This window comes from Pseudomonas frederiksbergensis, from assembly GCF_003732275.1.
GTDB lineage: Bacteria > Pseudomonadota > Gammaproteobacteria > Pseudomonadales > Pseudomonadaceae > Aquipseudomonas > Aquipseudomonas frederiksbergensis_H.
The window spans coordinates 844,669-868,997 of record NZ_MOBM01000039.1 but is presented as its reverse complement, the minus strand read 5'-3'; the positions used below and the strand labels follow the sequence as shown (position 1 = coordinate 868,997).

Sequence of the window (24,329 nt, the reverse complement as noted above, 5' to 3'; positions counted from 1 at the left end):
CTGAAACGGCTCGCTATTTCGATAGCGGGCCGTTTTTTTTGCCTCACGTTACCTTGGACGGTTCCCGTGTGCGTTGTTGCGCCTGGGGTTTGGATTGGGCCCAGTTTTCCGGCAGGTTGATGTAATCCACCAACTCCCGCAGGCGACCATGATCACGGGCGTTGAAGGTGAAGGAAAGTCGCGCCAGATGACTGAATTGCGGTTCGTCGTGCTCCTCACCGCTGTAGGCGTGCTGATGGAAATGATCGCTCAGGCACAGGTCGGCGAATGCCTCCTGCATGTGTTCAAGCGCCCGGTCGCTGAGTTTGTGGTTCATGCGAATCACGAACTGATGTTTGAGCCAGCGGCTGGAGTGGAAGTTACTGTAGAACTGATTGATCTGCTCCACTGCCTCTTCGGCACTGTAGACCAGACTCAACAGCTTCATGTCGGTTGGCAGGATGTAGCGATTTTCCTCCAGTTGATGGTGAATGAAGTCCAGCGCGCCTTGCCAGAACTTGCCGCCCGGCGCATCCAGTAGCACCACGGGCACCAATGGGCTTTTGCCGGTCTGGATCAGGGTCAGCACTTCCAGCGCTTCATCCAGCGTACCGAAACCGCCTGGGCACAGGACCAGCGCATCGGCTTCTTTGACGAAGAACAGCTTGCGGGTAAAGAAAAAGTGGAAGGGCAGTAGATTCCCGGTGCCATTGACCGTGGGATTGGCATGCTGCTCGAAGGGCAGGGTGATGTTGAATCCCAAGCTGTGTTCCAGGCCGGCACCTTCATGGGCCGCTGCCATGATGCCGCCACCGGCACCGGTGATGACCATCATGTCCGAGCGCGCCAGAGCGGCGCCAAGTTCTCGGGCCAAACCATACAGTGGGTGTTCTATCGGCGTGCGGGCCGAGCCGAAAACAGTGACTTTGCGTCGTCCCTTGAACTGCTCCATCACACGGAAGGCATGCTCGAGTTCGCGCAAGGCTTGCAGGGTGATCTTGGCATTCCAGCGGTTGTGATCTTCCTGGGCCATGCGCAGCACAGTCAGGATCATGTCGCGGTAAATCGGGATGTTGGGACTGTTGGGTGAAACCAGGTTGAGTTGTTCTTCGACCTTGCTGGTGAGGTCGTGGCCGCTTTCTTGAAAATGACGGCTCAGGAGGTCATTCGGTTGGTAAGGCATTCAACTTCTCCTTCTGCGCAGAACCCTTGGCCCGACAAAACAATCGTCGGCGCCGCGACACCCCTTGTGTCGCTGTCTGCCCAGGCCCTTGCCTGGGCGCTCCACCTGACTCGTTTGCAATCGAGCCATCCATACGGGCTCTGCTTATCCCTTGAATGAAAGAAACGTTTGCACAATAAGACACGCAATGGGCAGCCCCTTTTCTGTCCTGAAAAAAATCAACGTGAACACTTTGAATTTAGACCCTCGCAACGATTTTTGCTGCTTGATCATTGCGCCGCAAAGTCTTTCCTGGCAACCGCTTATTGACGATTTGCAAGGTGCTTTCACCGCTCGTCTGAACACAAGCCGTATGTCCTGCGCTCTGATTTACTAAGTTACAGGCGTGACACGACAACTTTGCGTCAATGGCAGGACGCAACGTTTTAGCAATTCAGGGATTTTTCGCGTGATCAACGACGATCAATGCGTGCAAGGAGGCGGGAAACCATGCCCAGAGTCACTCTGGAGATCGATGCGCAACTGTATCGATTGCTGAAATTATCAGCCGAGACCAATCATTTGAGTCTTGAAGAGGAGTGCTGCCGACGTCTGGAGGGCGGAGAGCGACGTTCGCGCTACTTACAGGCGCTGTTGGCAGAACTGCGCGCCGAGGATGAACAGCGACGCGCCAATTCCCGTTGATTACTTTTTCTTGGCCGGTGTGGCTTTCGGGCAATCCGATTCCTGGAAGCTTGCGGAGCCGACCGGGCGATTGGTTTTCACTTCGGTAAAGTCGTAACGCATGATCGCACCCTTGGCCATCAGCTTGCGGAACCCCTCGTTTCTGCAGACGGAGGCGCCAAGCTGGAAGTACACGGCTTTCGGATCGGCGCGCATCTTGTCGGCGTGGCTGCTTTGAACGCTCAGATGGTTGATCAGCTGTTTGCCTTCGACGGTATAACCCTGATCCAGAAGGTCTTCGTTGATCGCCCGTGGCGTGCCGACACTGCTTTGTACGGCGACGTTTCGCAGCTCTCTGTTGAGATTCTGCTCACTCAAGGACGCAGCCTGAGCATTGAAGGACGACGCCAGCAGAATGGCAGCGGTGGGAACGATAAGGCGCAGCATGAAACTCTCCTGGTTCAGTGACTGGTGGTTCGACCCGTCACGTGACTGTGCGTTCAGTGGCGGCGAATTATAGGGGAGGTGGCCTGGTCGGTACAGGCTTGCGCCGGCCGCTCTGGTAAACTGCTGGCCTTTATTGCCTTGCCGAGTGCCGTTTGTGTCGAGTTTTCCTGTCTGCCGGTGTTGCCCACGATGAACCAAGCTCCCAACGCCGTAGCCCGATTGCGTGATCAGCGAGAGGAAGAGGGCATCAAGCCGATTCAGGCCCGTGGCTGGCGAGCACCCCGTTGCCGTGCCTGCCGTGTGATCGAGAGCCACTGCCTATGCGCCTGGCGCCCGCAAGTCGACACCCGTAGCGGCGTGTGCCTGATCATGACCAATAAAGAAGTGTTTAAACCAAGCAACACCGGTTGGCTGATTGCCGATGTGGTGCGCGACAACCATGCATTCATCTGGTCGCGCACGGAAGTCGATGAACAACTGCTGGCGCTGTTGGCCGACCCGCAATGGCAGCCCTATCTGGTGTTTCCGGGCGAATACGTCGAGCCCGAGCGAGTGACCCACAGCGTCGAGGTCGATAGCACCAAGCGCCCACTGTTTATTCTGCTGGATGCCACCTGGACCGAAGCCCGGAAGATTTTCCGTAAAAGCCCCTATTTTGATGCGTTCCCGATTCTGAGCCTGCTTCCTGAGAAGCTTTCACGGTACCGATTGCGCAGGTCCACTCGCAGCGAGCACCTGTGCACGGCTGAAGTGGCGGCGCTGTGCCTTGATCTTGCCGGTGATACAGACGCTGCCTCGGCGCTGGACGCTTATTTTGATGTGTTCAGTCAGCATTACCTGGACGCTAAACATCAGCTGGATATGAATGTTGCAACACCGGCCCATGCCGAGCTGATGCCCTTTGTGCAGCACGCGGCTCCCGTCGTTTGCTGAGAGTCGCCCATACTGCAAAAGAACCAGGCTTGCTGGCAGGGCCATGCAACTTGACCACCCCGGCTTCGCTGGGCATGCTTGGCGCCGATTAGGGCGCGGCCAAGGTTTGAAACGCTGCTTTTTTTTACGTAATTGGCGTTGAACGTGCCCTGTTGGTGCTGCTGCGTGGCTGCACCTCGAGTTGTTTTGGCGAGGCCTGAAATGCATCAGGCGTCCCATAAAAAAACAGGATCATTTGAAAAATGGCCACATACGAAATCCTGATTGCCGATGATCACCCTCTTTTTCGTAGCGCCCTGCATCAAGCGTTGACCCTGGGCCTGGGCCCGGATGTCCGTCTGGTGGAAGTGGCGAGCATCGCCGAGCTGGAAACCCGCCTGGACGAAAAGGCCGACTGGGATCTGGTATTGCTGGACCTGAACATGCCGGGGGCTTACGGTTTTTCCGGGTTGGTGCTGTTGCGTGGGCAGTACCCGCAGATTCCGGTGGTGATGGTGTCGGCTCAGGAAGAAGCGTCGATCATGGTGAAATCCCGTGAATTCGGCGCTAGCGGTTTCATTCCCAAGTCCAGTGATTTGAGCGTCATTCAGAAGGCCGTACGCGCGGTGCTCGATGGCGACGTTTTCTGGCCACCCCAGGCCTTTGAAGCGGTCAGCGTTTCCGCCGAAGCCAAGGCTGCCAGCGAAGGCCTTGCCAGCCTGACACCTCAGCAGTTCAGGGTGTTGACCATGGTCTGTGAAGGTTTGCTGAACAAACAGATTGCTTACGAGTTGAGCGTTTCCGAAGCGACGATCAAGGCCCACGTCACGGCAATTTTCCGTAAGCTGAATGTGCGGACCCGGACTCAGGCAGCGCTGCTCTTGCAACAACTGGAGTCAATTTCGAGCCACTAAGTGCTACATGTTCACGCTTTTTTGACTTTGCTTGATCTAGCTTTCCCACTCCTTTTTTGTCAGTTGCCCACTTTATGTCACCTTTCAAAGGCCAGACCGGCCTCAAACGCATCCTCAACGCCTCCGGCTACTCCCTGGACGGCCTGCGCGCGGCCTTCACCGGTGAAGCGGCCTTCCGGCAACTGGTGTTGCTTAACGTCATCCTGATTCCGCTGTCGTTCTTCCTGAACGTCAGCCGCGTCGAGCAGGCGCTGCTGATTGCGGTCTGCCTGTTGGCCTTGATCGTCGAGTTGCTCAATTCGGCGGTGGAAGCGGCCATCGACCGCATTTCCCTTGAGTTGCACCCGCTGTCCAAGAACGCCAAGGACATGGGCAGCGCCGCTCAATTGGTGGCGCTGAGCATGATTGCGCTGGTGTGGGCGGTGATCCTGCTTTAAGCGATGGTGGGCAGGACGATCTCGTCGCTGCGCTGAACCCCGGCGGTGAACGCGCGGCACAGTTCAAGGAACTCGCGCATGGCTGATGTCTGATATTTCTGTTTGTGCCAGATGAAATAGAACTGCCGCGCCAGGTCCAGATCCGGCGTTTCCACCGGCACCAGGCTGCCGCGGCGGAACGCGTCGCGCAGCGCCAGGCGCGAAATGCAACCAATCCCCAAACCTGATTCCACCGCGCGCTTGATCGCTTCGGTGTGTTCCAGCTCCAGGCGAATGTTCAACGCGCTGCGATGGTGTCGCATGGCCTGGTCGAACGTCAGCCGGGTGCCCGAACCTTGTTCGCGGAGAATCCACGCCTCATGACTCAACTCCTCCATGGTTGCTATGCCGCGTTTGGCCAGCGGATGCTGAGGCGCACAGAACACCACCAGCTCATCCTCGACCCAACTCTGCACTTCGATGTCCGGATGACTGCAATCGCCTTCGATTAGACCCAGATCAATTTCATAGTGCGCGACCTGTTGCACGATGTTGGCGGTGTTCTGCACATGCAGCTTCACCTGGCTTTCCGGATGGCGCTGCATGAAGCTGCCGATCAGCAGGGTGGCGAGGTAATTGCCGATGGTCAGGGTCGCGCCGACCGCCAAAGAGCCGAAACCGGACTTGCCGTTGAGCAAGTCTTCGATCTCCTTGGCCTGATCGAGCAGGGCCACCGCCTGCGGCAACAGCTGTTTGCCGAGGGCGTTGAGGCTCAGCCGTTTGCCGGCGCGATCGAACAGCTGACAGCTGCACTGACGCTCTAGCTCGGTGATCGAGGTGCTCGCCGCCGATTGCGAGAGGTTGAGCGTCAAGGCAGCACGGGATACGCTTTCCTGCTGGGCGACGGCGACGAATACTTGAAGTTGACGGAGAGTAAATCGCATATCGATATAACCGATAACCCTTATCTTAATAATCCAGTTAACAGATATTGTCGCTGCCATTAGAATGCGCTGCAATTGCGCACATCATCGGCGCAGGCAAATCTCCAGGAGTCCCACGTACATGAGCAACATGAACCACGAGCGTGTCCTCAGTGTTCACCACTGGAACGACACTCTGTTCAGCTTCAAGTGCACCCGCGATCCGGGCCTGCGCTTCGAGAACGGTCAGTTCGTGATGATCGGCCTGCAACAGCCCAACGGCCGCCCGCTTATGCGCGCTTACTCGATTGCCAGCCCGAACTGGGAAGAGCATCTCGAGTTCTTCAGCATCAAGGTGCCTGATGGCCCGCTGACTTCCCAGTTGCAGCATCTGAAGGAAGGCGACGAGATCATCATCAGCAAGAAGCCTACCGGCACGCTGGTACTGGACGACTTGAAGCCTGGCAAACATTTGTACCTGCTCAGCACCGGTACCGGTCTGGCGCCATTCATGAGCGTCATCCAGGACCCGGAAACCTACGAGCGTTTCGAAAAAGTGATCCTGTGCCACGGCGTGCGTTACGTCAATGAAGTCGCTTACCGCGAGTTCATCACCGAGCACTTGCCGCAGAACGAGTTCTTCGGCGAGGCCCTGCGTGACAAGTTGATCTACTACCCGACCGTGACCCGCGAGCCATTCGAGAACGAAGGCCGTCTGACCGACCTGATGCGCAGCGGCAAGCTGTTCAGCGACATCGGTCTGCCACCGATCAACCCGCAGGACGACCGCGCCATGCTGTGCGGCAGCCCGAGCATGCTCGACGAGACCAGCGAAGTGTTGAACAGCTTCGGCCTGAAAGTTTCGCCGCGGATGCGCGAGCCGGGTGATTACCTGATCGAGCGTGCGTTCGTCGAGAAGTAAGAAGCCGCAGCACTGCTCTACCTGTGGGAGCGAGCCTGCTCGCGATAGCGGACTGTCAGTCAATCGTTGAATGTTACGCCGCCATCGCGAGCAAGCCCGCTCCCACATTGGTTTGGTGTTGACCATAAAAAGCCCGCATAGCCTTAAGGCTGCGCGGGCTTTTTTATGCCGGACGAAATTTCCTACGTGTTGTACACAGGAATGACTTCGAGGACGCGGATCAGGTCAGGCGTGGGGTAATGCCAGCGCACATCCACATCCCAGAACTGCGCGCCATATTCCCTTTCCGGTGCAGGAGTCTGGTACGCCGGGCGTGGGTCTTGTGCCAGGCATTGCTCGATCAGCTCGATCAAGGGCTCATCAAGCCGCTGAGCGTGGCCATGAGCCTGTTGCAGCGCTGAGTCTGTCCACTGCACGGGAATCAGCAATGGCGGGGCGCTGGCGATGCTGTTGGACGCTGTGTCGATGATGTCGGCGTAGGGCACGTAGGGTTTGATGTCGAGAATCGGCGTCCCGTCGAGTAGGTCGATGCCGGAGATCCACAGCCGATTGGCTTCGACCTTGTCCAGTTTGACCACCGATTGACCAATGCCATTGGGCCGGTGCGTCGCCCGAGTGGCGAACACGCCCATGGATTTGTTGCCACCCAGACGCGGAGGGCGGACTTTCAGGCGTGGCTTTTCTTCCAGGGCCTGATGGAACAGGAACAGCAGCCAGACATGGCTGACCTGCTCGAGTCCCTGCACCGCATCACCCTGATCGAACGGCGCCACCAGCTCCAGCACGCCTCGAGCGGCCGGGGCCAGTTGCGGCTGGCGCGGAATGGCGAACTTCTCCTTGAAACAGGAGCGCACGAAGCCGATGGGGGAAACGCTGTAGGTCATGGTTTGGGGTCGAGGCGGGGTGTGGGCTGGCATGATAACCCGATCGACCGGAAGATCGGTGGCGCCTGTCTCTCGGCCATCGCGAGCAGGCTCGCTCCCACATTTGATTTGCGGCGGGCACAAATGTTGTGGTCACAGCAGGCCCCTGTGGGAGCGAGCCTGCTCGCGATAGCCGCACCACCAATCTCAGAGACTGAACCCACCATCCAAAGGAATAATATTCCCAGTCATATACGCCCCGGCCGTACTCGCCAAACTGATCGCCAACGCCGCCATTTCCTCCTCCCGCCCCCAGCGCTTCATCGGAATCAGCGCGGTATCTTCCGCCAATGCCTGCTCATCATTGCCAATATGCTGAGTCATCTTGCTCGGGAACCGCCCCGGTGCAATCACGTTGACGTTGATGTGCTGGCTCACCAGCTCCCGCGCCAGAATCCGCGACAGTTGATGTAGGGCGGCTTTACTCGGGCCGTAGGCATACGCCTGTTCGCCAAAGGACGAAATCCCGGCCACCGAACCAATGTTGATGATTCGCGCCGGATTCGCTTCGGACCCGGCCTTGCGCAGCAGCGGCAGAAACTGCTGGATGCAGGTGAACACCGAGGTCAAGTTGAGCTGCATAACCTTTTCCCAGCCCTTGACCGGGTAACTCTCCAGCGGCGCGCCCCACGTGGTACCGGCGTTGTTCACCAGAATATCCAGCTGACCGATCTGTTCACTCAGGTGCGCAGCCAATTGCTGGGCGCCTTCTTCATGGGCCAGGTTGGCAGCTACCGCGTGACAAACCCCTAAGGCACTCAGTTCGTTGGCAGTTTGCTGACAGGCGTCGGCATCGCGGGCACACACGTACACAGTGGCGCCAGCCTCGACATAAGCCTTGGCGATCATTTTGCCGATACCACGGGTGCCGCCGGTCACCAGAGCGGTGCGGCCTTGCAGGGAAAAGTAGGGATGCATGGCGAGTCCTGAGAGCTGAGGGTCAATACACCCTAGTCGTCAGCCGCCAGAAGCGGAGCCACTATTTTTGCGAGGAATGAGGGTCTATACAGCCCTGTAGGAGCTGTCGAGTGCAACGAGGCTGCGATCTTTTGATCTTGACCTTTTTCGGCCCAGTGAAATTCAAAAGATCGCAGCCTCGTTGCTCTCGACAGCTCCTACAAAGTAGATCCGTCTCGCACGTTACTGCGGGCGAACGCGCAGGGTCAGGCCCTTGAGGAAGTTGCGCAGCAACTGGTCGCCGCAGGTACGGTAGTTGGTGTGGCCGAACTTGCGGAACAGCGCGCTCAGTTCAGGCTTGGACACCGGGAACTCGGCGGCCTTGAGGATGGCGTGCATGTCGTCTTCCTTCAGTTCGAAGGCCACACGCAGCTTCTTCAGGATGATGTTGTTGGTCACCGGCACTTCGATCGGCTGCGGTGGACGGCTTTCGTCCTTGCCGCGCTTGAAGATCACCAGGCCATCGAGGAAATGCGCCATGACCTCGTCCGGGCAGCGTACGAAGCCTTCCTCGTCTTCCTCTTTCTTGTCGAGGTAGGTCAGCAGGTCTTCCATGGACACGTCCATGCCGCCGAGCTTGATGATCTCGATGACTTTCTTGTCGCTGATGTCGAGCATGTAGCGCACGCTGCGCAGTACGTCGTTATGAATCATGGTGTGCAATCCTGATATTCAGCAGTGGGCGCCGCATAAGCAGCGGCGCCGAAATGTATGGCGGCGTGAAAAGTCTTAGAACTTCTCTTTGCCGGACAGGTAGCGCCATTGCCCCAACGGCACTTTGCCGATGGACACGCCGCCGATGCGGATGCGGCGGATGGCGACGACCTTCAGGCCCACGGCCTGGCAAAACAGGGCGATCACGCCCGGTTGTGGGTTCTTCATCGCAAAACGCAGGCGGTTTTCGTTCTGCCAGCTGGCTTTGACCGGCGGCAGTTCCTTGCCTTTGTAGGTCAGGCCGTGATTCAGGCGGTTGAGGCCGTGAGCCACCATGTCGCCTTCAACTTCGACCACATACTCTTGCTCGATCTTGGCGGAGTCTGCGGTGAGTTTGCGCAGGATCTTCCAGTCTTGGGTGAACACCAGCAGACCGCTGGCATTGGCCTGCAGATCGGTACTGGCGGTCAGGCGCAGGAAGTGGCCCTTGAGCGGACGTTTGCCGTAGCGGTGTTCTTCGCTCAGGGTCTCGGCGCTGATGGCCGCCATGGCCGTGTCCGCGTCCATGCCCGCAGGGACGTTGAACAGAATGGTCACGGGCTCCGGTGCAGTGGCCTTGGCCTCTGGGTCAAGCTCGACTTTTTGGGTGTCGACCTTGAACTGCGGCTCGTCGATGACTTCGCCGTCCACGGTGACCCAGCCGCCCTCGATGAACAGCTCAGCCTCCCGACGGGAACAGCCGACGAGTTCGATGAGGCGTTTGGAGAGACGAATCGGGTCAGTCATGACAGGGCCGTAACAAAAAAGGGGTGGGCATTGTACCTGTCTGGCGCCGGTTAATCCCGGCTCCATTTGCCGCATGTGCTTTTAATGTGGGAGCGAGCCTGCTCGCGAAAGCGTCATCAGCTTCAACATCAATGTCGATTGATAGGCCGCTTTCGCGAGCAGGCTCGCTCCCACAAGGGTTTCATGTTGTGTCAGCCATTACGCGTCAGTTGTTGAGACTGGCGCAAACGCATGTGCAGCAACGGATACGGCTGCCCCATGCCATCGACTTCCGAGCGACCGATCACCTCAAAGCCCTGTTTGAAGTAAAACCCCAACGCCTGCGGGTTTTGCTCGTTGACGTCCAGCTCATCGGCGTTCAGGTGTTCCATGGCATAGCGCAGCAATTGCTTGCCCAGGCCCTTGCCCCGATGTGCCGGGTCGATGAAGAGCATTTCGATCTTGCCCGCCGCCACGCCGGCGAACCCGGTGATGCGCTGGCGCGAGTCTTTGGTGCAGATCAGCATCACCGCGTCGAGGTAGCGGGTCAGCACCAGATTTTTCAGCAGGTCGATGTAGCTGTCGGGCAAAAAGTCATGGGTGGCGCGCACCGAGGCTTCCCACACTTGGGTAAGTTCTTCGTAGTCGCTCTGTTTCGGTGTGTGAATGACCGAGTGTTGACGCATGCCCGCTGGCCTCTCTTGCGTGGATGACGCGAGTTCTTTCTCTCACAAAACAATAGACGTAAAAAAGCCCCGCATCTCGTCAAGAGAGCGGGGCTTTTTGTATTTTTTGCGTTTAGATCTGTTCAGCCCACAGGTCGTATTCGTCGGCGTCGGTCACTTTGCACCAGACCTTGTCGCCCGGCTTCAAGTTGCTGCCGTTGTCGATGAACACGTTGCCGTCGATTTCCGGGGCATCGAAGAAGCAACGGCCGACCGCGCCTTGCTCGTCGACTTCATCGACCAGCACTTCGATTTCACGGCCGATGCGCATTTGCAGGCGCGCCGAGCTGATGGCCTGTTGGTGCGCCATGAAGCGGTCCCAGCGGTCTTGCTTGACGTCGTCCGGCACGATGGCTGCGTCCAGCAGGTTGGCTGGTGCTCCTTCGACCGGCGAGTACTGGAAGCAGCCAACGCGATCCAGCTGCGCTTCGGTCAGCCAGTTCAGCAGGTACTGGAAGTCTTCTTCGGTTTCGCCAGGGAAGCCGACGATGAAGGTCGAACGGATGATCAGGTCCGGGCAGATCTCGCGCCAGTTCTTGATCCGCGCCAGGGTCTTGTCTTCGAAGGCCGGGCGTTTCATGGCTTTCAGGACTTTCGGGCTGGCGTGCTGGAACGGGATGTCCAGGTACGGCAGGACTTTCCCGGCGGCCATCAGCGGGATCAGCTCATCGACGTGCGGGTACGGGTAAACGTAGTGCAGACGCACCCAGACACCGAGGGTGCTCAGGGCTTCGCAGAGTTCGGTCATGCGGGTTTTCACCGGCGCGCCGTTCCAGAAGCCGGTGCGGTATTTCACGTCGACGCCGTAGGCGCTGGTGTCCTGGGAAATCACCAACAGCTCTTTGACGCCGGCCTTGACCAGGCGCTGGGCCTCGTCGAGCACGTCACCGACCGGGCGGCTGACCAGCTTGCCGCGCATCGACGGGATAATGCAGAAGCTGCAGCTGTGGTTGCAGCCTTCGGAAATCTTCAGGTAGGCGTAGTGGCGCGGGGTCAGTTTGATCCCTTGCGGCGGCACCAGGTCGATCAGCGGGTTGTGATCCTGACGCGGCGGCACGGCGTCATGCACGGCGTTGACCACTTGCTCGTACTGCTGCGGACCGGTCACGGCCAGCACACTTGGATGCACGTTGCGGATGTTGCCTTCTTCGACGCCCATGCAGCCGGTCACGATGACCTTGCCGTTTTCCTTGATGGCTTCGCCGATCACTTCCAGGGACTCAGCCTTGGCCGAGTCGATGAAGCCGCAGGTGTTGACCACCACGACGTCGGCGTCCTGATAAGTGGACACAACGTCATAGCCTTCCATGCGCAGCTGGGTAAGGATGCGCTCGGAGTCGACCAGTGCTTTCGGGCAACCCAGGGAAACGAAGCCAACCTTTGGATTGGCCGGCGCAGGAGTGGTGGACATGTCTAACCTCGGTGTTTTGGGACGCCTCCAGCCGAAGACGGCAAGGCGACAGACGGGCGCTATGTTGCGCCTCTGGTCAAAAAGTGCGCAATTCTAGCGGTGAGAGGCGCACTTGACCAGCTTTATGCAGGGAATTACGACGAGTGCTGCGCTATGCTTCGCGCCGTTACGTTTTACCGAATTTTTACAGTCAACAAAACGTCTGTAACCTTAAGTAAAACAGCGCATGCTGCCACGGCAAAGCATAGTGCTTCTTATAAGAAGTCCGGGTCTGAGTAGTAGGAGTTTTGGATGGGGCAGGCAAGTAGTCAGGCGGCGGGCGCCGAGCATTCGGCGGCGAAGCCGATCGGCATGCTGGTCGCGGCAGTCGGGGTGGTTTATGGCGATATCGGCACGAGCCCGCTGTACACCCTCAAAGAAGTGTTTTCCGGTGGCTATGGCGTGCCGGTCAACCATGACGGCGTGCTGGGTATTCTGGCACTGATCTTCTGGTCGCTGATCTGGGTCGTCTCGATCAAATACATGCTGTTCGTGCTGCGTGCCGACAACCAGGGTGAGGGCGGAATTATGGCCCTGACCGCACTGGCACGGCGAGCAGCGGCGGGGCATCCAAAATTGCGCACGTTGCTGGTGGTCTGCGGGCTGATCGGCGCGGCGCTGTTCTATGGCGACAGCATGATCACCCCGGCGATTTCCGTGCTGTCGGCGATTGAAGGCCTGGGACTGGCATTCGAGGGCATCGACCATTGGGTGGTGCCGCTGTCGCTGGTCGTGCTGGTGGCGTTGTTCCTGATTCAGCGCCACGGTACGGCGCGGATCGGCATTCTGTTCGGGCCGATCATGGTCACCTGGTTTCTGGTGCTGGGCGCACTGGGTGTCTATGGCATCAGTCAGCATCCAGAAGTGTTGCAAGCGATCAATCCAGTGTGGGGCGTGCGCTTTTTCATGGTCCACACGGGCATGGGGATTGCGATTCTTGGCGCCGTGGTGCTGGCATTGACCGGTGCCGAGGCGTTGTACGCCGACATGGGCCACTTCGGTCGCAAGCCGATCGCGCGGGCCTGGTTCATTCTGGTTCTGCCGGCCCTGGTGCTGAACTACTTCGGGCAGGGCGCATTGCTGCTTGGTGATCCGGAAGCCGCGCGTAACCCGTTCTATCTTCTGGCGCCAAGCTGGGCGTTGATTCCGTTGGTGGGGTTGTCGACGATGGCCACGGTGATTGCCTCGCAGGCGGTCATCTCCGGTGCGTTCTCCCTGACCCGTCAGGCGATCCAGCTCGGCTACATTCCGCGCATGCACATCCAGCACACGTCCAGTGCCGAGCAAGGCCAGATCTATATCGGCGCGGTGAACTGGTCGTTGATGGTTGGCGTCATTCTGTTGGTGCTGGGCTTCGAGTCCTCCGGCGCCCTGGCCTCGGCCTATGGCGTGGCAGTGACCGGGACCATGCTGATGACCACGATTCTGGTGTCGGCGGTGATGCTGCTGCTGTGGAAATGGCCACCGGTTCTCGCGGTCCCGGTGTTGCTTGGCTTCCTGCTGGTAGACGGTTTGTACTTCGCTGCCAACGTGCCAAAAATTGTTCAGGGCGGTGCCTTCCCTGTGATCGCCGGTATCGTGCTGTTCGTACTGATGACTACCTGGAAACGCGGCAAGCAACTGCTGGTGGAGCGTCTCGACGAAGGCGGATTACCGCTGCCGATCTTCATCAGCAGTATCCGCGTGCAACCGCCGCATCGGGTCCAGGGCACGGCTGTGTTCCTTACCGCTCGCCCGGATGCCGTGCCTCACGCGCTGTTGCACAACCTGCTGCATAACCAGGTGCTGCACGAGCAAGTGGTGCTGCTGACGGTGGTGTACGAAGACATTCCGCGCGTCCCGCCACAACGACGTTTCGATGTCGATTCCTACGGCGAAGGCTTCTTCCGGGTGATCCTGCACTTCGGCTTCACCGACGAGCCGGACGTGCCTGAGGCCTTGAAACTGTGCCATCTGGATGACCTGAATTTCAGCCCGATGCGCACGACCTACTTCCTCAGCCGCGAAACGGTCATCGCCTCCAAACTCGAAGGCATGGCTCGCTGGCGCGAGGCGTTGTTTGCCTTCATGTTGAAGAATGCCAACGGTAACCTGCGGTTCTTCAATTTGCCGCTGAACCGGGTGATTGAGCTGGGTACGCAAGTCGAGATGTAAGCCCCATCAAAAAGCCCCCGTTGCCATGAAGGTATCGGGGGCTTTTTTGTGTCCGGTGACTTGAATCCACTGACAATCCCCTGTGGGAGCGAGCCTGCTCGCGATGAGGATCTGTCAGCCAACGCAGATGTTGAATGTAATGGCCTCATCGCGAGCAGGCTCGCTCCCACGAGGGATCTGCGGTGTTGGCGCCTTTACTTGCTTTCAGGCAGCTCTTCTTCAGATTCGGTCTTTGTCCGGGCAGGTCGCGGTGTCAGCACCTTCACCACATCATCAATCACTGCCTTGGACATAGCCGTCAAATAATGCGCGGCCCAGGCGTGGCGGTCGGTGTTTTTTGCGTAGGCTGCATCCTCGGTAAATGATTTGGCGAGGAACAGCAGATCGGAGGCTTGTGACAATGCATCAACGATGGGGACGCCGGCGCGGACGTTGAACAACGCTTGATCCGAGCAGTAGATGAGCGGGGTGAAGCCGATGGTTTTTAGTTCTGAAATCGCGGATGAATCTATTTTAGTCATATCAAAATCCTAGTCGAGGAGCTGACACATTCGTTTCCAAGCGAATGGGTGACAGCTGTACGCAGGTTGGAAAACCGGGAACTAGGAACCGGCACGCCCGAGGACGTCCCACGCACAGCTGCCATAACTCATGATCACAAAACGCATGCAATCATGACGGGGCGCTGTTGCGGCTAGTATCCGACGGGTTTCCAAGCCCGATCGCTGAAGGTTCAGCGACGTCCGGAGAGTATCCCTTCGAAGAAAAACGCAACAAGGCGGCAAAGTGCCCAAATGCACCCAATTGGCAAGATTAGGAGTTTGCCTACAAGGTCTGCGGGCGTCATCTGATATTGCGACACCTTAAGTAAACGAAACTAAACGGGGCAGAGCATTCACAAGCCGTTCGGCTCATTTTTTGTAGGAATGGAAAAACGCAGGTTGGTAGATTCGCGTTTTTTTGCAGCTTGCTGTATGTCTAATTCGACGCGATACTCTGCGTAGAACTGTATGTTCAAATTTGCATGAATGTGTAGAGAGGTGAGTATGACGGCATTACTGGAGCGTGCTGACCAAGCGATTTCGGTGACGGCAATGGTCAGGGGGTTCAGCGCGAGGCTAAAAGAAATTTCCAGCCGAGCCACTGAGCGGCTGGTCATTTTCAAAGACAATCAGCCAGCAGCGGTCATCATCAATGTCGACGCGTATCAGGAAATGCTCGACGAGCTTGAGGACCTTCGGGTTGAAGCAGCGGCTCGGGAGCGATTGATCGGTTTTGATCAGGCCAAGGCCATCAGCCACGACGATATGCGGGCGCGGTATGCCAGGAAAGACTAAAGGAGCTATGGATGGTTTGGGGCGTTATCTATCATCCAGAGGTCCAGAAGGATCTGGATCTGCTGGGAGCTGTGGCGGCGAATCGCATTCTTGATGTTATCGAAGAGCGGATTATCAATGGCGAGCCAGACAAGAGCGGTAAGCCCCTAAGGGCCAGTCTCGCGGGTTGTAGGCGTATCCGCACAGGTGACACGCGAATTGTTTATCGAGTCGATGGACAAGCGATCCAGGTTTTGATCGTCGCCGTCGGTGCGCGACGTGACGAAGAGGTTTACGACGCAGCAGAGCGCCGTCTTTAACGACGAAACCCTTGAAGTTAGAGGTTATCCCTGTGGGAGCGAGCCTGCTCGCGATAGCGGTCTGTCAGATACACCAATGGTGAAGGTCAGCTCGATATCGCGAGCAGGCTCGCTCCCACAAGGGATCTGTGGCATCTGCGAGAATGAAAAAGCCCCCGCAACCATAAGGCTGCGGGGGCTTTTTTGTGAGCGCGGCTCAGATCACTCTTGAGCCGCCGTGTCCTTCGCTTGACGCTTCTCGATAGCATCGACCAACCGTTGGGCCAAGGCCGGGTAGTTCTCGTCGAAGTGATGGCCGCCAGGCAGTTTCATCGCTTCGCCCACGGCAGTCTTGTCGGTGCAGCCGCTCTCGTCGACTTCTTCTTCACCGTAGATGCACACCACTTTTGCAGGCGGTAGCTTGGCCATTTCCGGGCCGGTGGCGGCTTCTTTGCCGGCGTTGCCGAGCCAGCCTTCGACTTCGATTTCGAAGCTGCCGGTGCGGGCGAAGGCCAGCAGGATGATTGCGTCGATGCGCTGCTGTTCGGCTTCAGGCAGGCGGTTGTAGATGGCGGGCAATACGTCCGCGCCGAACGAGTAACCGGTCAGGATGAAGCGCTTGGTACCCCATTTCTGCCGGTAGTGCTGCATCAGTTCAGTCAGGTCCAGAGCGCTTTGCTCTGGACTCTTGTGCTGCCAGTAGTAGCGCAGGGTGTCGATGCCCACCACCGGGTAGCCGATCTTCGCCATCTCGCCGGCCACGTCGCGGTCCAGGTCGCGCCAGCCGCCGTCGCCGGAAAGGAACAGGGTGACGGTGTCCTTGGCCTGGCCGGCCGGTACTTCGACCACCGGAATCTGCAGGCCACCGGCGGCTTTATCGCCACCGACGAGGATTTTGCGCAGTTCGTTGTTCAGCACTTGCGGCAGGTTGATGTCGTAGTCGCTGATGCTGGTTTCGGCGTTGGGCTGGTCACGCACGAAGCCGGCGCTGGTGTCGTCCGGGTTGTCGTTCCATGCCACGAGCCAGTGGCCGTGGGCGGCGCCTTTTGGCAGCAGGTGAGTGCAGCCCTCGGGTTTTTCCAGGGCCAGGTCAACCGAAATGGCCTGGGCCTTGTCGTCCTTCTGCTCGGCCAGCCAGCGCCACGCCAGCACGGCACCAGGGCCGATGCCGCTAACCAGAGTGGCCGGGCCTTTCAGTTCGCGCAGGCCCGCTTGCAGGGCGCGGCTTTGCAGCAGGCAGTCTTTGGGCAGAATCACCTGGACGATCTGTGCCGAGGCGCTGCGGCTCAGGGTGGTCAATTGCTTGTCATTGAGTTTCTGGTCTTCATTGACCGCCACCAGCACCTGAGCCTTCGGCGTGCTGCCGGGGATGACGCGGGTCATCGCGGCGCCATCGGCCGGCGTCAGCCGTTCGAGGGTCGGTTCCGGTGCCGGGCGTTTCAGGTACCAGTAACCGCCACCGACAATCAGGGCCAGCACTACCAGTGTGGCCAGTACGTACCGCAGGGAGCGTTGAATCATCAGCGTTTCACCAATCCAGTCAAGCCGCCCGCAATCAGGGCGGCAGTGTCGGCCAGGGCAACCAGCGGATCGAGTCCGGCGGGCACGGCCATATAACGGGGTTCCCAGTCGGGCTGGAACTTGTCTTTGAAGCGGCGCAAACCTTGGAAGTTGTACAGCTGCTCACCACGGCGGAATACCATCGAGCCCAGGCGCTGGGTCAATGGTGCGCCGCGCCGGGGTTGCAACCCCGACAACGGCACCATGCCCAGGCTGAAGCGCGCGTATCCATGATTTTTATAATGTTGAATCAGGCCAACCATCATGAACTCCATGGTCAGCTTCGGGGCGTCGGGGTGCGCGCGCATCAGGTCGAGGCTGGCCAGTTCATGGCCGTAGGTCTCGAGCAGGTTGGCGAACGCCACCGGGCGCCCTTCGAAACGAATCACCGCGACACGGAAGTGCTTGAGGTAGTCATCACTGAAACGCCCGAGCGAGAAGCCTTTCTCGCGCACGTTCTTGCCGGTCAGCCAGGCATTGGAAATCACCTTGAGCTCGTCCATCGGCGCTTGCCCCGGCTCATGGATCTCCAGCGACAGGCCGTCACGGGTGCCGCGGTTCCAGGTGTAGCGCAGGTCCTTCATCTCTTTGCCCTTGGCTTCGAGATCAAAGCGGTGCAGATCGACCCGGGCTTCTTCGCCGAGCTTGATCGCGGTCAGGCCGATGTCCATGTAGTACGGCAGATTCTCGGCGCGTACTTGATAGAACACGGGGCGGGCGTGATGGATATCGCACAGGTCGCGGAACTGCCAGATCATTTCCGCCCGTTGCTGGGTCGGGCCGATCGGGTCATACAGCGCCACCAGGCTGCGGCCGCGGCGGGCGTACATCAGAAACGCCTCGTCGTTGGGGTGAAACAGCAGCGCCTTGTCACCGGTCAGGGCCAGGCCGCCATCCGGTTGGGACGAGGCCATGAGAATCTTTACCGCGCGCTCCAGCTCATCGGGCGTTGGCTGATGGATCACCGGGCGCGCGGTACGCAGCAGCCAGGTCAGGGACACCACCACCAGCAGGACCGCGGCGCCGAGCAGCGAGCGCAGGCCACGGGGAGCATCGGCGTCGAGGGTGAACTGCCACCAGAGTTGATGGCTGTAGGGAACGTCCTGATAGGCGAACAGCAGCAACCAGATCGACGCGCCGAGTACGCAGAGGCTGGATACAAGATACAGCGGCGAAAACGGCACTTCGGTCAGGCGACTGGGGCGATAGAACGAGCGCCGGAATACCCCCAGCAAACTCGCCGTCAGGGTCATCAGGCAAGCCTCTTCCCAGTCGAAGCCTTTAAGCAGAGAGAGCAGGGCGCCGACCAACAACAGAATGGTAGTCAGCATCCACGCGGCTGACAGGCGGCGACGCAGCCCCTGAGCCAGCAGCAGGCAGAGCACGCCCACCAGGCTGGCGCCGAAGTGCGAGGCGTCGACCAATCGATGCGGAATCAGAAAGCCGATGTGTTCAAGGCGGGTATCGATCTCCGGCGTCACGCCGGAAAACAGCAACACCACGCCGGACAGGAACACCAGCACCGCCAGAATCGGCGCGGCCATGCCAGATGCAGCACGCAAGGACTGGCGCGATTGAAACAGGCGCTGGCCTTCATTGACCAGCAGCAGTACGCAAGCCACCAGCAGCGGCAACACCACGTAGATCAGGCGGTAGAGCAGCAGGGCCGCAGCCAGTGGCGCGGCACCGAGCTTGTCGGCGAAGGCCGCGAGCAAAATCGCCTCGAATACCCCGACACCGCCCGGTACATGGCTGAGCACGCCAGCGGCCAGGGCTAATAGATAGACCAGCAGGAACGCACCAAAGGGCGGTGCTTCCGGCAGCAACAAATAGAGCACCGTCGCGGCGGCGGCCACGTCCAGAGCGGTGATGACCAGTTGCAGGAACGTCAGGCGCCGACCCGGCAGGCGCAAGGTGCGACGGCCGACCTTGACCAGCAGGTTGTCGGGGTAAGGCTGTTCCGGCAAGCGACGGCGATAGATGCCGATGGCCAGTACGGTGGAGAGCAGCAGCACGGCCACTGCAATCGCACCCAGCAATGTTTCGGAGAAGCCCAGGGCCATGGAGGCGGCGGGCAGGTTACTGAGGGTGGCGAGGGCGGCCAGGGGCGGAAGGGCACAGCCGAGCGAGAGGCTGGCAAACAAGGTCATGTGCGCGACTTCCGAAGCCCCCACGCCATGACGTGCATATAAACGGTAGCGAACCGAGCCGCCTGACAGCAGCGAAAGGCCGATAGCATTGCCAATGGCAAACGCGGTGAAGCCACCCAATGCCAATATTCGCGGCGCCAGCGTCACGCCGGCATAACGGCTGGCCGACCATTCGTAACCCAGCAGAATGATGAAGCCGATGACAGTCGCGCCGAGCGCACCCAGCAAGGCCGGTTTCGGCACTTCCAGAATCGAGTCGTGCAATGCGTACAGATCGAGTTCGCTCAGCAGGTGACGACAGGCAATCAGCGCAATGGCGAACAACAGCAAAGTGACCGCCAGCCCGATGGGCTGACGATATTTGCTGATTCGATCCAGCAAGCGCAGACGCTCGGCTTTGATCGGTTGTGTCGCTGTGACGGTGTCTTGTGAATCAGACGAGTTGGCGCGCATCAATCACCTCTTGGATTGTGCGCGACAGGATGGAGGTATCCAGCCAAGTTACCAATCCCTGTAGAAAAAAATAATCACAAATATTAACGCCTCTCACCGGATGTGGGCGATGGCGCGTCATCAGTCGTAGAAGGTTTCATCTGCGGTTCAGTCTGCTCTGAACTCACAGTCTGGAGATCCCGAACGGCTCACTGCACAGTGACAGGTCTTTGTTGCGAAAGGACTTTTTCAACAGATACAAAAAAGGCCACTCTTTCGAGTAGCCTTTTTTGATGTTTGGTTGCGGGAGCCGGATTTGAACCGACGACCTTCGGGTTATGAGCCCGACGAGCTACCAGACTGCTCCATCCCGCGTCTGTGTGTCGGCATTCTACAGAGGATCGCAGGGCTGTCAACCTTCAATCTCGGTAAAACCTGTTCCTGTTCAAGCGCTTAGGTGAAAAAAGCAATGGCTGACCGGCCTGAAACGCAGGCAGGGCAAGGCTTGTGGCTCTATCGGTAGGGCTCTTTCGATTGAGAAAATAAATTCCTCCGGCGCTTTTCCTACAAAGGAAAAAGAACATTCAGAGTACTGGTGCTATATACAGGTGTCAGTGAGATACTGCCGGTACGACTCACCAACACCTCATTTCTTCGCCATGAACACTGCTTTTATATGACGCAGCGAAAAATCATCCACGTCGATTGTGACTGTTTCTACGCCGCCATCGAGATGCGTGACGACCCGCGCTTGGCCGGTAAGCCATTGGCGGTGGGCGGCTCGGCGGATCGGCGGGGGGTGATTGCCACCTGTAACTATGAAGCGCGGGCTTATGGCGTACGCTCGGCCATGTCTTCCGGGCATGCCTTGAAGCTCTGTCCGGACTTGACCATCGTCAAGCCGCGCATGGAGGCCTATCGAGAAGCGTCGAAGGAAATTCATACGATTTTTCGCGATTACACCGACCTGATCGAACCGCTTTCCCTGGATGAGGCCTACCTCGACGTGTCGGACAGCGCGCATTTCGGCGGCAGCGCCACGCGAATCGCCCAAGACATTCGTCGCCGGGTCTCCAACCAGTTGCACATCACCGTGTCAGCTGGCGTGGCGCCGAACAAGTTTCTCGCCAAAATCGCCAGTGACTGGAAGAAGCCTAACGGCTTGTTCGTGATCACGCCGGATCAGGTGGAAGACTTCGTCAGTGGTTTGCCGGTGAGCAAGCTGCACGGGGTTGGCAAAGTGACCGCCGACAAACTCGGCAGGCTCGGCATCGTCGATTGCTCGCATTTACGTGAGTGGGACAAGTTGGCGCTGGTGCGGGAATTCGGCAGCTTTGGTGAGCGACTCTGGAGCCTGGCCCGTGGGATCGATGAGCGGTTGGTGCATAACGACAGTCGCCGGCAGTCGATCAGCGTCGAAAACACGTACGACGTGGATCTGCCGGATCTGGTGAGTTGTCTGGATAAATTGCCCGAGTTGCTGGAGTCCCTGAATGGCCGCATGGCGCGGATCGACAGCAGCTATCGACCGGGCAAGCCGTTCGTCAAAGTGAAATTCCATGACTTTACCCAGACTACTTTGGAACAGGCCGGGGCAGGGCGGGATCTGGGGAGCTATCAGTTGCTGCTGACCCAGGCCTTTAATCGAGGCGGGAAACCGGTGCGGTTGTTGGGGATTGGGGTGAGGCTGGAGGATTTGCGGGGCGGGTTTGAGCAGATGGAGTTGTTTGAGCGGTAGTTTGGGGGGGGATTTAAGGGCCTCATCGCGAGCAGGCTCGCTCCCACATTAGACCGCGTTCGTCTGAACAACTCGGTCAACTGTGGGAGCGAGCCTGCTCGCGATGCTTTTCGGCCTTAATTCGGCCCCGGATCCGCCACCAGTCGCCCGGCATCCTTGGTCAATGACTTGAGGAATTCGGTCTGCAACTCGGGATCGTTGCGGGTCAGTTCGATCAGGCTCTGTTCCAGCTCGCTGGCTTCTTCTTCCAGACCCAGCTCCGACAGACGTTTGACCCGGTGTACCCACTGGCTCACTTCGTCGTCTTCGAGGTCGTCGTAAATCAGCCCGTGCGCTTCGAGCAACTTGCTGCGCAAGGTGCTGCTGATAGCCAGGGACGAATCAGTATGCACATCGTCCTTGTTGTCCTCGACACTGATCTGCAGCTTGCCCAGATGATTGAGGTCATGTTCGGCGAACGGGCTGTCCAGCAGGTTCAGGCGCAACACGCCGTTACGGTCAGTGCTCAGCTCGAAGGTGTTCTTGCCGGCCTTGACCTGCACCGGGCGCTCGCTCCACGGCAGGCTCGAGTATTCCGTGCGCTTGTCGCGCTGGACTTCGTCGATACCCGCCAGGTTCTGTTGCGCCCGACCATGAGATTGCGCGTTCATGAACGGGTTGAGCCCGGCGAAACCATAGCTGAGCCAGTCCTTCGTCACGCTGTCCGGCAGATTGCCGAGGGCGAACACGTTGACCACGTTCGCACCGACACCGGCCACCACGGCTACCGCGCCCAGCGGGATCTCGTACACCTCCCTCCAGGGTTGGTAAGGCGTATAGCGATCATAACGACGCGTGACTTCGAACTCGGTGACTTCGAAGGTTTTCTGCTCGTGGATTTTCACCCGACGTTGCGGCAGCTCAAGCACCTTAGGCTCGCCGACATCGATCTGCAGGCTGTGATCGAGCAATTTGCGCTCGACCCGTTCCTCGTGCTCGCTGCGTTGTGACATTTGATTGGCACAGCCGCTGACCAGCAGCGCGCCGCACAGGGCGGCGCTACCGAGGCCTAAGGTGTTTCGCTTGAACATGACGTCTCTATCTGGTGTCAGCGGCGGATACGGGCCTGGAGGAAAGACAACACGTCGGCGACCGGCAGCGCTTGCGCCTCGGCCTCTGTGCGGCTCTTGTATTCCAGATTGCCGTCGGCGAGGCCGCGGTCACTGACCACGATCCGGTGTGGAATGCCGATCAGCTCCATGTCCGCGAACTTGATGCCCGGGCTGGTTTTCTTGTCGCGGTCGTCCAGCAGCACTTCGAAGCCGGCGGCAGTCAGTTCTGCGTAGAGCTTGTCAGTGGCTTCGCGAACCTGTTCGGTTTCGTAGCGCAGCGGAACCAGGGCTACCTGGAACGGAGCCAGAGCGTCGCTCCAGATAATCCCGTTCTCGTCGTTGTTCTGTTCGATGGCGGCAGCCACCACGCGGGACACGCCAATGCCATAGCAGCCCATTTCCAGGGTGACTGGCTTGCCGTTCTCGCCCAGCACTTCACACTTCATCGCTTTGCTGTACTTGTTGCCCAGCTGGAAGATGTGCCCGACTTCAATGCCGCGCTTGATTTCCAGGGTGCCTTTGCCGTCAGGGCTCGGATCACCGGCCACGACGTTGCGCAGGTCGGCAACGGTCGGAACCGGTAGATCGCGCTCCCAGTTCACGCCGAAGTAGTGCTTGTCGTCGATATTGGCACCGATGCCGAAGTCGCTCATCAGCTCGACGGAACGGTCGATGATGATCGGCAGTGGCAGGTTCAACGGGCCAAGGGAGCCGGCGCCAGCACCAATGGCGTCGCGCAATTCGGCTTCAGACGCCATGACCAGCGGGCTGGCAACGCCAGGCTGGTTGGCGGCCTTGATTTCGTTCAGCTCGTGGTCGCCACGGATGATCAGGGCAATCAGTTTGCCTTGCTCTTCAGCATGCACCACCAGGGTCTTGATGGTTTTCTCGATCGGCAGATTGAAGCCTTCGACCAGTTGCGCAATGGTCTTGGCGTTCGGCGTGTCGACCAGGCGCAGCTCTTCGGTAGGCGCGGCACGAGAAGTTTCGCGCGGTACGGCTTCGGCCTTTTCGATGTTCGCAGCGTAGTCGGAACCGTTGCTGAAAACGATATCGTCTTCGCCGGATTCGGCCAGCACGTGGAACTCGTGGGAGCCGGCGCCACCGATCGAGCCGTTGTCGGCTTCAACCGGACGGAACTTCAGGCCCAGGCGGGTGAACACGTTGCAGTACGCCTGGTGCATGCGGTCGTAGGTGATCTGCAGCGAAGGCTGATCAGCGTGGAACGAATAGGCGTCCTTCATGATGAATTCGCGGCCGCGCATCAAACCGAAGCGTGGGCGGATTTCGTCACGGAATTTGGTCTGGATCTGATACAGGTTGATCGGCAGCTGTTTGTAGCTGCTCAGCTCGTTACGCATCAGGTCGGTGATGACTTCCTCGTGAGTCGGGCCGGCGCAGAAGTCGCGACCATGGCGATCCTTGAAGCGCAGCAATTCCGGGCCGTATTCTTCCCAGCGACCGGACTCCTGCCACAGCTCAGCCGGTTGGGTGCTCGGCATCAACACTTCAAGAGAGCCGGCGGCGTTCATTTCTTCACGCACGATGGCTTCGACCTTGCGCATCACTCGCAAGCCCATGGGCAGCCAGGTGTACAGGCCCGAGGCGAGTTTGCGGATCATGCCGGCGCGCAGCATCAGCTGATGGCTGATGACGACCGCGTCGGAAGGCGTTTCTTTCTGTGTGGCGAGCAAAAATTGACTGGTGCGCATGGTTGGCCGTTGTCGGTTGCTGATGACGAGAAATGACGGAACAT

General features: G+C 58.8%; 23 protein-coding genes and 1 tRNA gene. 9 read left to right on the top strand and 15 right to left on the bottom strand.

Annotation, left to right across the window (positions count from 1 at the left end):
- Positions 1-43 precede the first annotated feature (43 nt).
- Positions 44-1,162: an LOG family protein gene (locus BK662_RS30225; RefSeq protein ID WP_123360605.1), complete on the bottom strand. Its 1,119-nt coding sequence runs from the start codon at positions 1,160-1,162 to the stop codon at positions 44-46.
- A gap of 489 nt (positions 1,163-1,651) precedes the next feature.
- Here BK662_RS30225 and BK662_RS30215 point away from each other — a divergent pair, with 489 nt between their 5' ends.
- Positions 1,652-1,846 carry a hypothetical protein gene (locus tag BK662_RS30215; RefSeq protein ID WP_007907277.1) on the top strand — a complete coding sequence of 65 codons (195 nt, stop codon included), beginning with the start codon at positions 1,652-1,654 and terminating at the stop codon, positions 1,844-1,846.
- Here BK662_RS30215 and BK662_RS30210 read toward each other — a convergent pair whose 3' ends face one another.
- Positions 1,847-2,272 carry a PA3611 family quorum-sensing-regulated virulence factor gene (locus BK662_RS30210; RefSeq protein ID WP_123360603.1) on the bottom strand — a complete coding sequence of 142 codons (426 nt, stop codon included), beginning with the start codon at positions 2,270-2,272 and terminating at the stop codon, positions 1,847-1,849. It lies immediately after the preceding gene.
- Positions 2,273-2,461: 189 nt separating this feature from the next.
- On the opposite strand from BK662_RS30210, the gene BK662_RS30205 reads away from it, so the two are divergent.
- The 3 genes from BK662_RS30205 to BK662_RS30195 all read left to right on the top strand — a co-directional run bounded on the left by BK662_RS30205 (position 2,462) and on the right by BK662_RS30195 (position 4,535).
- Positions 2,462-3,205 carry a tRNA-uridine aminocarboxypropyltransferase gene (locus BK662_RS30205; RefSeq protein ID WP_123360602.1) on the top strand — a complete coding sequence of 248 codons (744 nt, stop codon included), beginning with the start codon at positions 2,462-2,464 and terminating at the stop codon, positions 3,203-3,205.
- Positions 3,206-3,447: 242 nt separating this feature from the next.
- Positions 3,448-4,098 carry a response regulator transcription factor ErdR gene (gene erdR / locus BK662_RS30200; RefSeq protein WP_052966391.1) on the top strand — a complete coding sequence of 217 codons (651 nt, stop codon included), beginning with the start codon at positions 3,448-3,450 and terminating at the stop codon, positions 4,096-4,098.
- 74 nt (positions 4,099-4,172) lie between these two features.
- Entirely contained in the window at positions 4,173-4,535 is a 363-nt protein-coding gene (locus BK662_RS30195) for a diacylglycerol kinase (protein WP_008153979.1), read from the top strand.
- Here the strand turns inward: BK662_RS30195 and BK662_RS30190 are convergent.
- Positions 4,532-5,458, bottom strand: coding sequence for a LysR family transcriptional regulator (locus BK662_RS30190; RefSeq protein WP_007907288.1), 927 nt, complete (start codon positions 5,456-5,458; stop codon positions 4,532-4,534). The two genes, BK662_RS30195 and BK662_RS30190, sit on opposite strands and share 4 nt — an antisense overlap.
- A 121-nt stretch (positions 5,459-5,579) precedes the next feature.
- Between BK662_RS30190 and fpr the strand changes: the two genes are divergently transcribed.
- On the top strand, positions 5,580-6,359 hold the full coding sequence (fpr, locus tag BK662_RS30185) for a ferredoxin-NADP reductase (protein WP_003443014.1): 780 nt from the start codon (positions 5,580-5,582) through the stop codon (positions 6,357-6,359).
- Between the two features lie 182 nt (positions 6,360-6,541).
- On the opposite strand, the gene tsaA is transcribed toward fpr, so the two are convergent.
- From tsaA to rimO, 6 genes are all read right to left on the bottom strand, one after another.
- On the bottom strand, positions 6,542-7,243 hold the full coding sequence (gene tsaA / locus BK662_RS30180; protein WP_123360601.1) for a tRNA (N6-threonylcarbamoyladenosine(37)-N6)-methyltransferase TrmO: 702 nt from the start codon (positions 7,241-7,243) through the stop codon (positions 6,542-6,544).
- 186 nt (positions 7,244-7,429) lie between these two features.
- Positions 7,430-8,200 (bottom strand): SDR family oxidoreductase, encoded by a 771-nt coding sequence (locus BK662_RS30175; RefSeq protein WP_123360600.1) that lies wholly within the window; start codon positions 8,198-8,200, stop codon positions 7,430-7,432.
- A gap of 222 nt (positions 8,201-8,422) precedes the next feature.
- Positions 8,423-8,893, bottom strand: coding sequence for a YehS family protein (locus BK662_RS30170; RefSeq protein ID WP_008010137.1), 471 nt, complete (start codon positions 8,891-8,893; stop codon positions 8,423-8,425).
- Between the two features lie 75 nt (positions 8,894-8,968).
- Positions 8,969-9,679 (bottom strand): rRNA pseudouridine synthase, encoded by a 711-nt coding sequence (locus tag BK662_RS30165; RefSeq protein ID WP_123360599.1) that lies wholly within the window; start codon positions 9,677-9,679, stop codon positions 8,969-8,971.
- Between the two features lie 191 nt (positions 9,680-9,870).
- Complete coding sequence (locus BK662_RS30160) at positions 9,871-10,344, bottom strand: GNAT family N-acetyltransferase (protein WP_123360598.1); 474 nt, start codon at positions 10,342-10,344, stop codon at positions 9,871-9,873.
- A gap of 112 nt (positions 10,345-10,456) precedes the next feature.
- On the bottom strand, positions 10,457-11,794 hold the full coding sequence (gene rimO, locus BK662_RS30155) for a 30S ribosomal protein S12 methylthiotransferase RimO (RefSeq protein ID WP_123360597.1): 1,338 nt from the start codon (positions 11,792-11,794) through the stop codon (positions 10,457-10,459).
- Between the two features lie 291 nt (positions 11,795-12,085).
- Between rimO and BK662_RS30145 the strand changes: the two genes are divergently transcribed.
- The gene (locus tag BK662_RS30145; protein ID WP_123360595.1) at positions 12,086-13,987 is read left to right on the top strand and encodes a potassium transporter Kup; all 1,902 of its coding nucleotides are present in this window, start codon (positions 12,086-12,088) and stop codon (positions 13,985-13,987) included.
- 194 nt (positions 13,988-14,181) lie between these two features.
- Here BK662_RS30145 and BK662_RS30135 read toward each other — a convergent pair whose 3' ends face one another.
- Positions 14,182-14,508 (bottom strand): DUF3077 domain-containing protein, encoded by a 327-nt coding sequence (locus BK662_RS30135; RefSeq protein WP_123360593.1) that lies wholly within the window; start codon positions 14,506-14,508, stop codon positions 14,182-14,184.
- A gap of 525 nt (positions 14,509-15,033) precedes the next feature.
- On the opposite strand from BK662_RS30135, the gene BK662_RS30130 reads away from it, so the two are divergent.
- Together BK662_RS30130 and BK662_RS30125 are read left to right on the top strand one after the other, a co-directional pair.
- A complete protein-coding gene (locus BK662_RS30130; protein WP_008010129.1) occupies positions 15,034-15,324 on the top strand; it encodes a Phd-YefM in 291 nt (96 codons plus the stop codon).
- Between the two features lie 11 nt (positions 15,325-15,335).
- Positions 15,336-15,623: a type II toxin-antitoxin system RelE family toxin gene (locus BK662_RS30125; RefSeq protein WP_123360592.1), complete on the top strand. Its 288-nt coding sequence runs from the start codon at positions 15,336-15,338 to the stop codon at positions 15,621-15,623.
- Between the two features lie 201 nt (positions 15,624-15,824).
- On the opposite strand, the gene BK662_RS30120 is transcribed toward BK662_RS30125, so the two are convergent.
- The 3 genes from BK662_RS30120 to BK662_RS30110 all read right to left on the bottom strand — a co-directional run bounded on the left by BK662_RS30120 (position 15,825) and on the right by BK662_RS30110 (position 20,119).
- The gene (locus BK662_RS30120) at positions 15,825-17,123 is read right to left on the bottom strand and encodes a virulence factor family protein (RefSeq protein ID WP_123360591.1); all 1,299 of its coding nucleotides are present in this window, start codon (positions 17,121-17,123) and stop codon (positions 15,825-15,827) included.
- Positions 17,123-19,765 (bottom strand): bifunctional lysylphosphatidylglycerol flippase/synthetase MprF, encoded by a 2,643-nt coding sequence (gene mprF / locus BK662_RS30115; RefSeq protein WP_123360590.1) that lies wholly within the window; start codon positions 19,763-19,765, stop codon positions 17,123-17,125. The genes BK662_RS30120 and mprF overlap by 1 nt, the downstream gene beginning before the upstream one ends.
- 277 nt (positions 19,766-20,042) lie before the next feature.
- Positions 20,043-20,119, bottom strand: a tRNA-Met gene (locus tag BK662_RS30110).
- Positions 20,120-20,420: 301 nt separating this feature from the next.
- Between BK662_RS30110 and dinB the strand changes: the two genes are divergently transcribed.
- Positions 20,421-21,482, top strand: a complete 1,062-nt coding sequence (gene dinB / locus BK662_RS30105) for a DNA polymerase IV (protein WP_008010121.1) — start codon at positions 20,421-20,423, stop codon at positions 21,480-21,482.
- A 116-nt stretch (positions 21,483-21,598) separates the two neighbouring features.
- On the opposite strand, the gene BK662_RS30100 is transcribed toward dinB, so the two are convergent.
- Entirely contained in the window at positions 21,599-22,552 is a 954-nt protein-coding gene (locus BK662_RS30100; protein ID WP_123360589.1) for a hypothetical protein, read from the bottom strand.
- A gap of 17 nt (positions 22,553-22,569) precedes the next feature.
- Positions 22,570-24,285, bottom strand: a complete 1,716-nt coding sequence (locus BK662_RS30095) for a proline--tRNA ligase (RefSeq protein ID WP_123360588.1) — start codon at positions 24,283-24,285, stop codon at positions 22,570-22,572.
- Positions 24,286-24,329: the final 44 nt, after the last annotated feature.

Excerpts from the sequence above, each read along its gene's own strand:
- BK662_RS30225 (WP_123360605.1), bottom strand. The coding sequence starts at position 1,162 with ATGCCTTACCAACCGAATGACCTCCTGAGCCGTCATTTTCAAGAAAGC.
- BK662_RS30215 (WP_007907277.1), top strand. The coding sequence starts at position 1,652 with ATGCCCAGAGTCACTCTGGAGATCGATGCGCAACTGTATCGATTGCTG.
- BK662_RS30210 (WP_123360603.1), bottom strand. The coding sequence starts at position 2,272 with ATGCTGCGCCTTATCGTTCCCACCGCTGCCATTCTGCTGGCGTCGTCC.
- BK662_RS30205 (WP_123360602.1), top strand. The coding sequence starts at position 2,462 with ATGAACCAAGCTCCCAACGCCGTAGCCCGATTGCGTGATCAGCGAGAG.
- erdR (WP_052966391.1), top strand. The coding sequence starts at position 3,448 with ATGGCCACATACGAAATCCTGATTGCCGATGATCACCCTCTTTTTCGT.
- BK662_RS30195 (WP_008153979.1), top strand. The coding sequence starts at position 4,173 with ATGTCACCTTTCAAAGGCCAGACCGGCCTCAAACGCATCCTCAACGCC.
- BK662_RS30190 (WP_007907288.1), bottom strand. The coding sequence starts at position 5,458 with ATGCGATTTACTCTCCGTCAACTTCAAGTATTCGTCGCCGTCGCCCAG.
- fpr (WP_003443014.1), top strand. The coding sequence starts at position 5,580 with ATGAGCAACATGAACCACGAGCGTGTCCTCAGTGTTCACCACTGGAAC.
- tsaA (WP_123360601.1), bottom strand. The coding sequence starts at position 7,243 with ATGACCTACAGCGTTTCCCCCATCGGCTTCGTGCGCTCCTGTTTCAAG.
- BK662_RS30175 (WP_123360600.1), bottom strand. The coding sequence starts at position 8,200 with ATGCATCCCTACTTTTCCCTGCAAGGCCGCACCGCTCTGGTGACCGGC.
- BK662_RS30170 (WP_008010137.1), bottom strand. The coding sequence starts at position 8,893 with ATGATTCATAACGACGTACTGCGCAGCGTGCGCTACATGCTCGACATC.
- BK662_RS30165 (WP_123360599.1), bottom strand. The coding sequence starts at position 9,679 with ATGACTGACCCGATTCGTCTCTCCAAACGCCTCATCGAACTCGTCGGC.
- BK662_RS30160 (WP_123360598.1), bottom strand. The coding sequence starts at position 10,344 with ATGCGTCAACACTCGGTCATTCACACACCGAAACAGAGCGACTACGAA.
- rimO (WP_123360597.1), bottom strand. The coding sequence starts at position 11,794 with ATGTCCACCACTCCTGCGCCGGCCAATCCAAAGGTTGGCTTCGTTTCC.
- BK662_RS30145 (WP_123360595.1), top strand. The coding sequence starts at position 12,086 with ATGGGGCAGGCAAGTAGTCAGGCGGCGGGCGCCGAGCATTCGGCGGCG.
- BK662_RS30135 (WP_123360593.1), bottom strand. The coding sequence starts at position 14,508 with ATGACTAAAATAGATTCATCCGCGATTTCAGAACTAAAAACCATCGGC.
- BK662_RS30130 (WP_008010129.1), top strand. The coding sequence starts at position 15,034 with ATGACGGCATTACTGGAGCGTGCTGACCAAGCGATTTCGGTGACGGCA.
- BK662_RS30125 (WP_123360592.1), top strand. The coding sequence starts at position 15,336 with ATGGTTTGGGGCGTTATCTATCATCCAGAGGTCCAGAAGGATCTGGAT.
- BK662_RS30120 (WP_123360591.1), bottom strand. The coding sequence starts at position 17,123 with ATGATTCAACGCTCCCTGCGGTACGTACTGGCCACACTGGTAGTGCTG.
- mprF (WP_123360590.1), bottom strand. The coding sequence starts at position 19,765 with ATGCGCGCCAACTCGTCTGATTCACAAGACACCGTCACAGCGACACAA.
- dinB (WP_008010121.1), top strand. The coding sequence starts at position 20,421 with ATGACGCAGCGAAAAATCATCCACGTCGATTGTGACTGTTTCTACGCC.
- BK662_RS30100 (WP_123360589.1), bottom strand. The coding sequence starts at position 22,552 with ATGTTCAAGCGAAACACCTTAGGCCTCGGTAGCGCCGCCCTGTGCGGC.
- BK662_RS30095 (WP_123360588.1), bottom strand. The coding sequence starts at position 24,285 with ATGCGCACCAGTCAATTTTTGCTCGCCACACAGAAAGAAACGCCTTCC.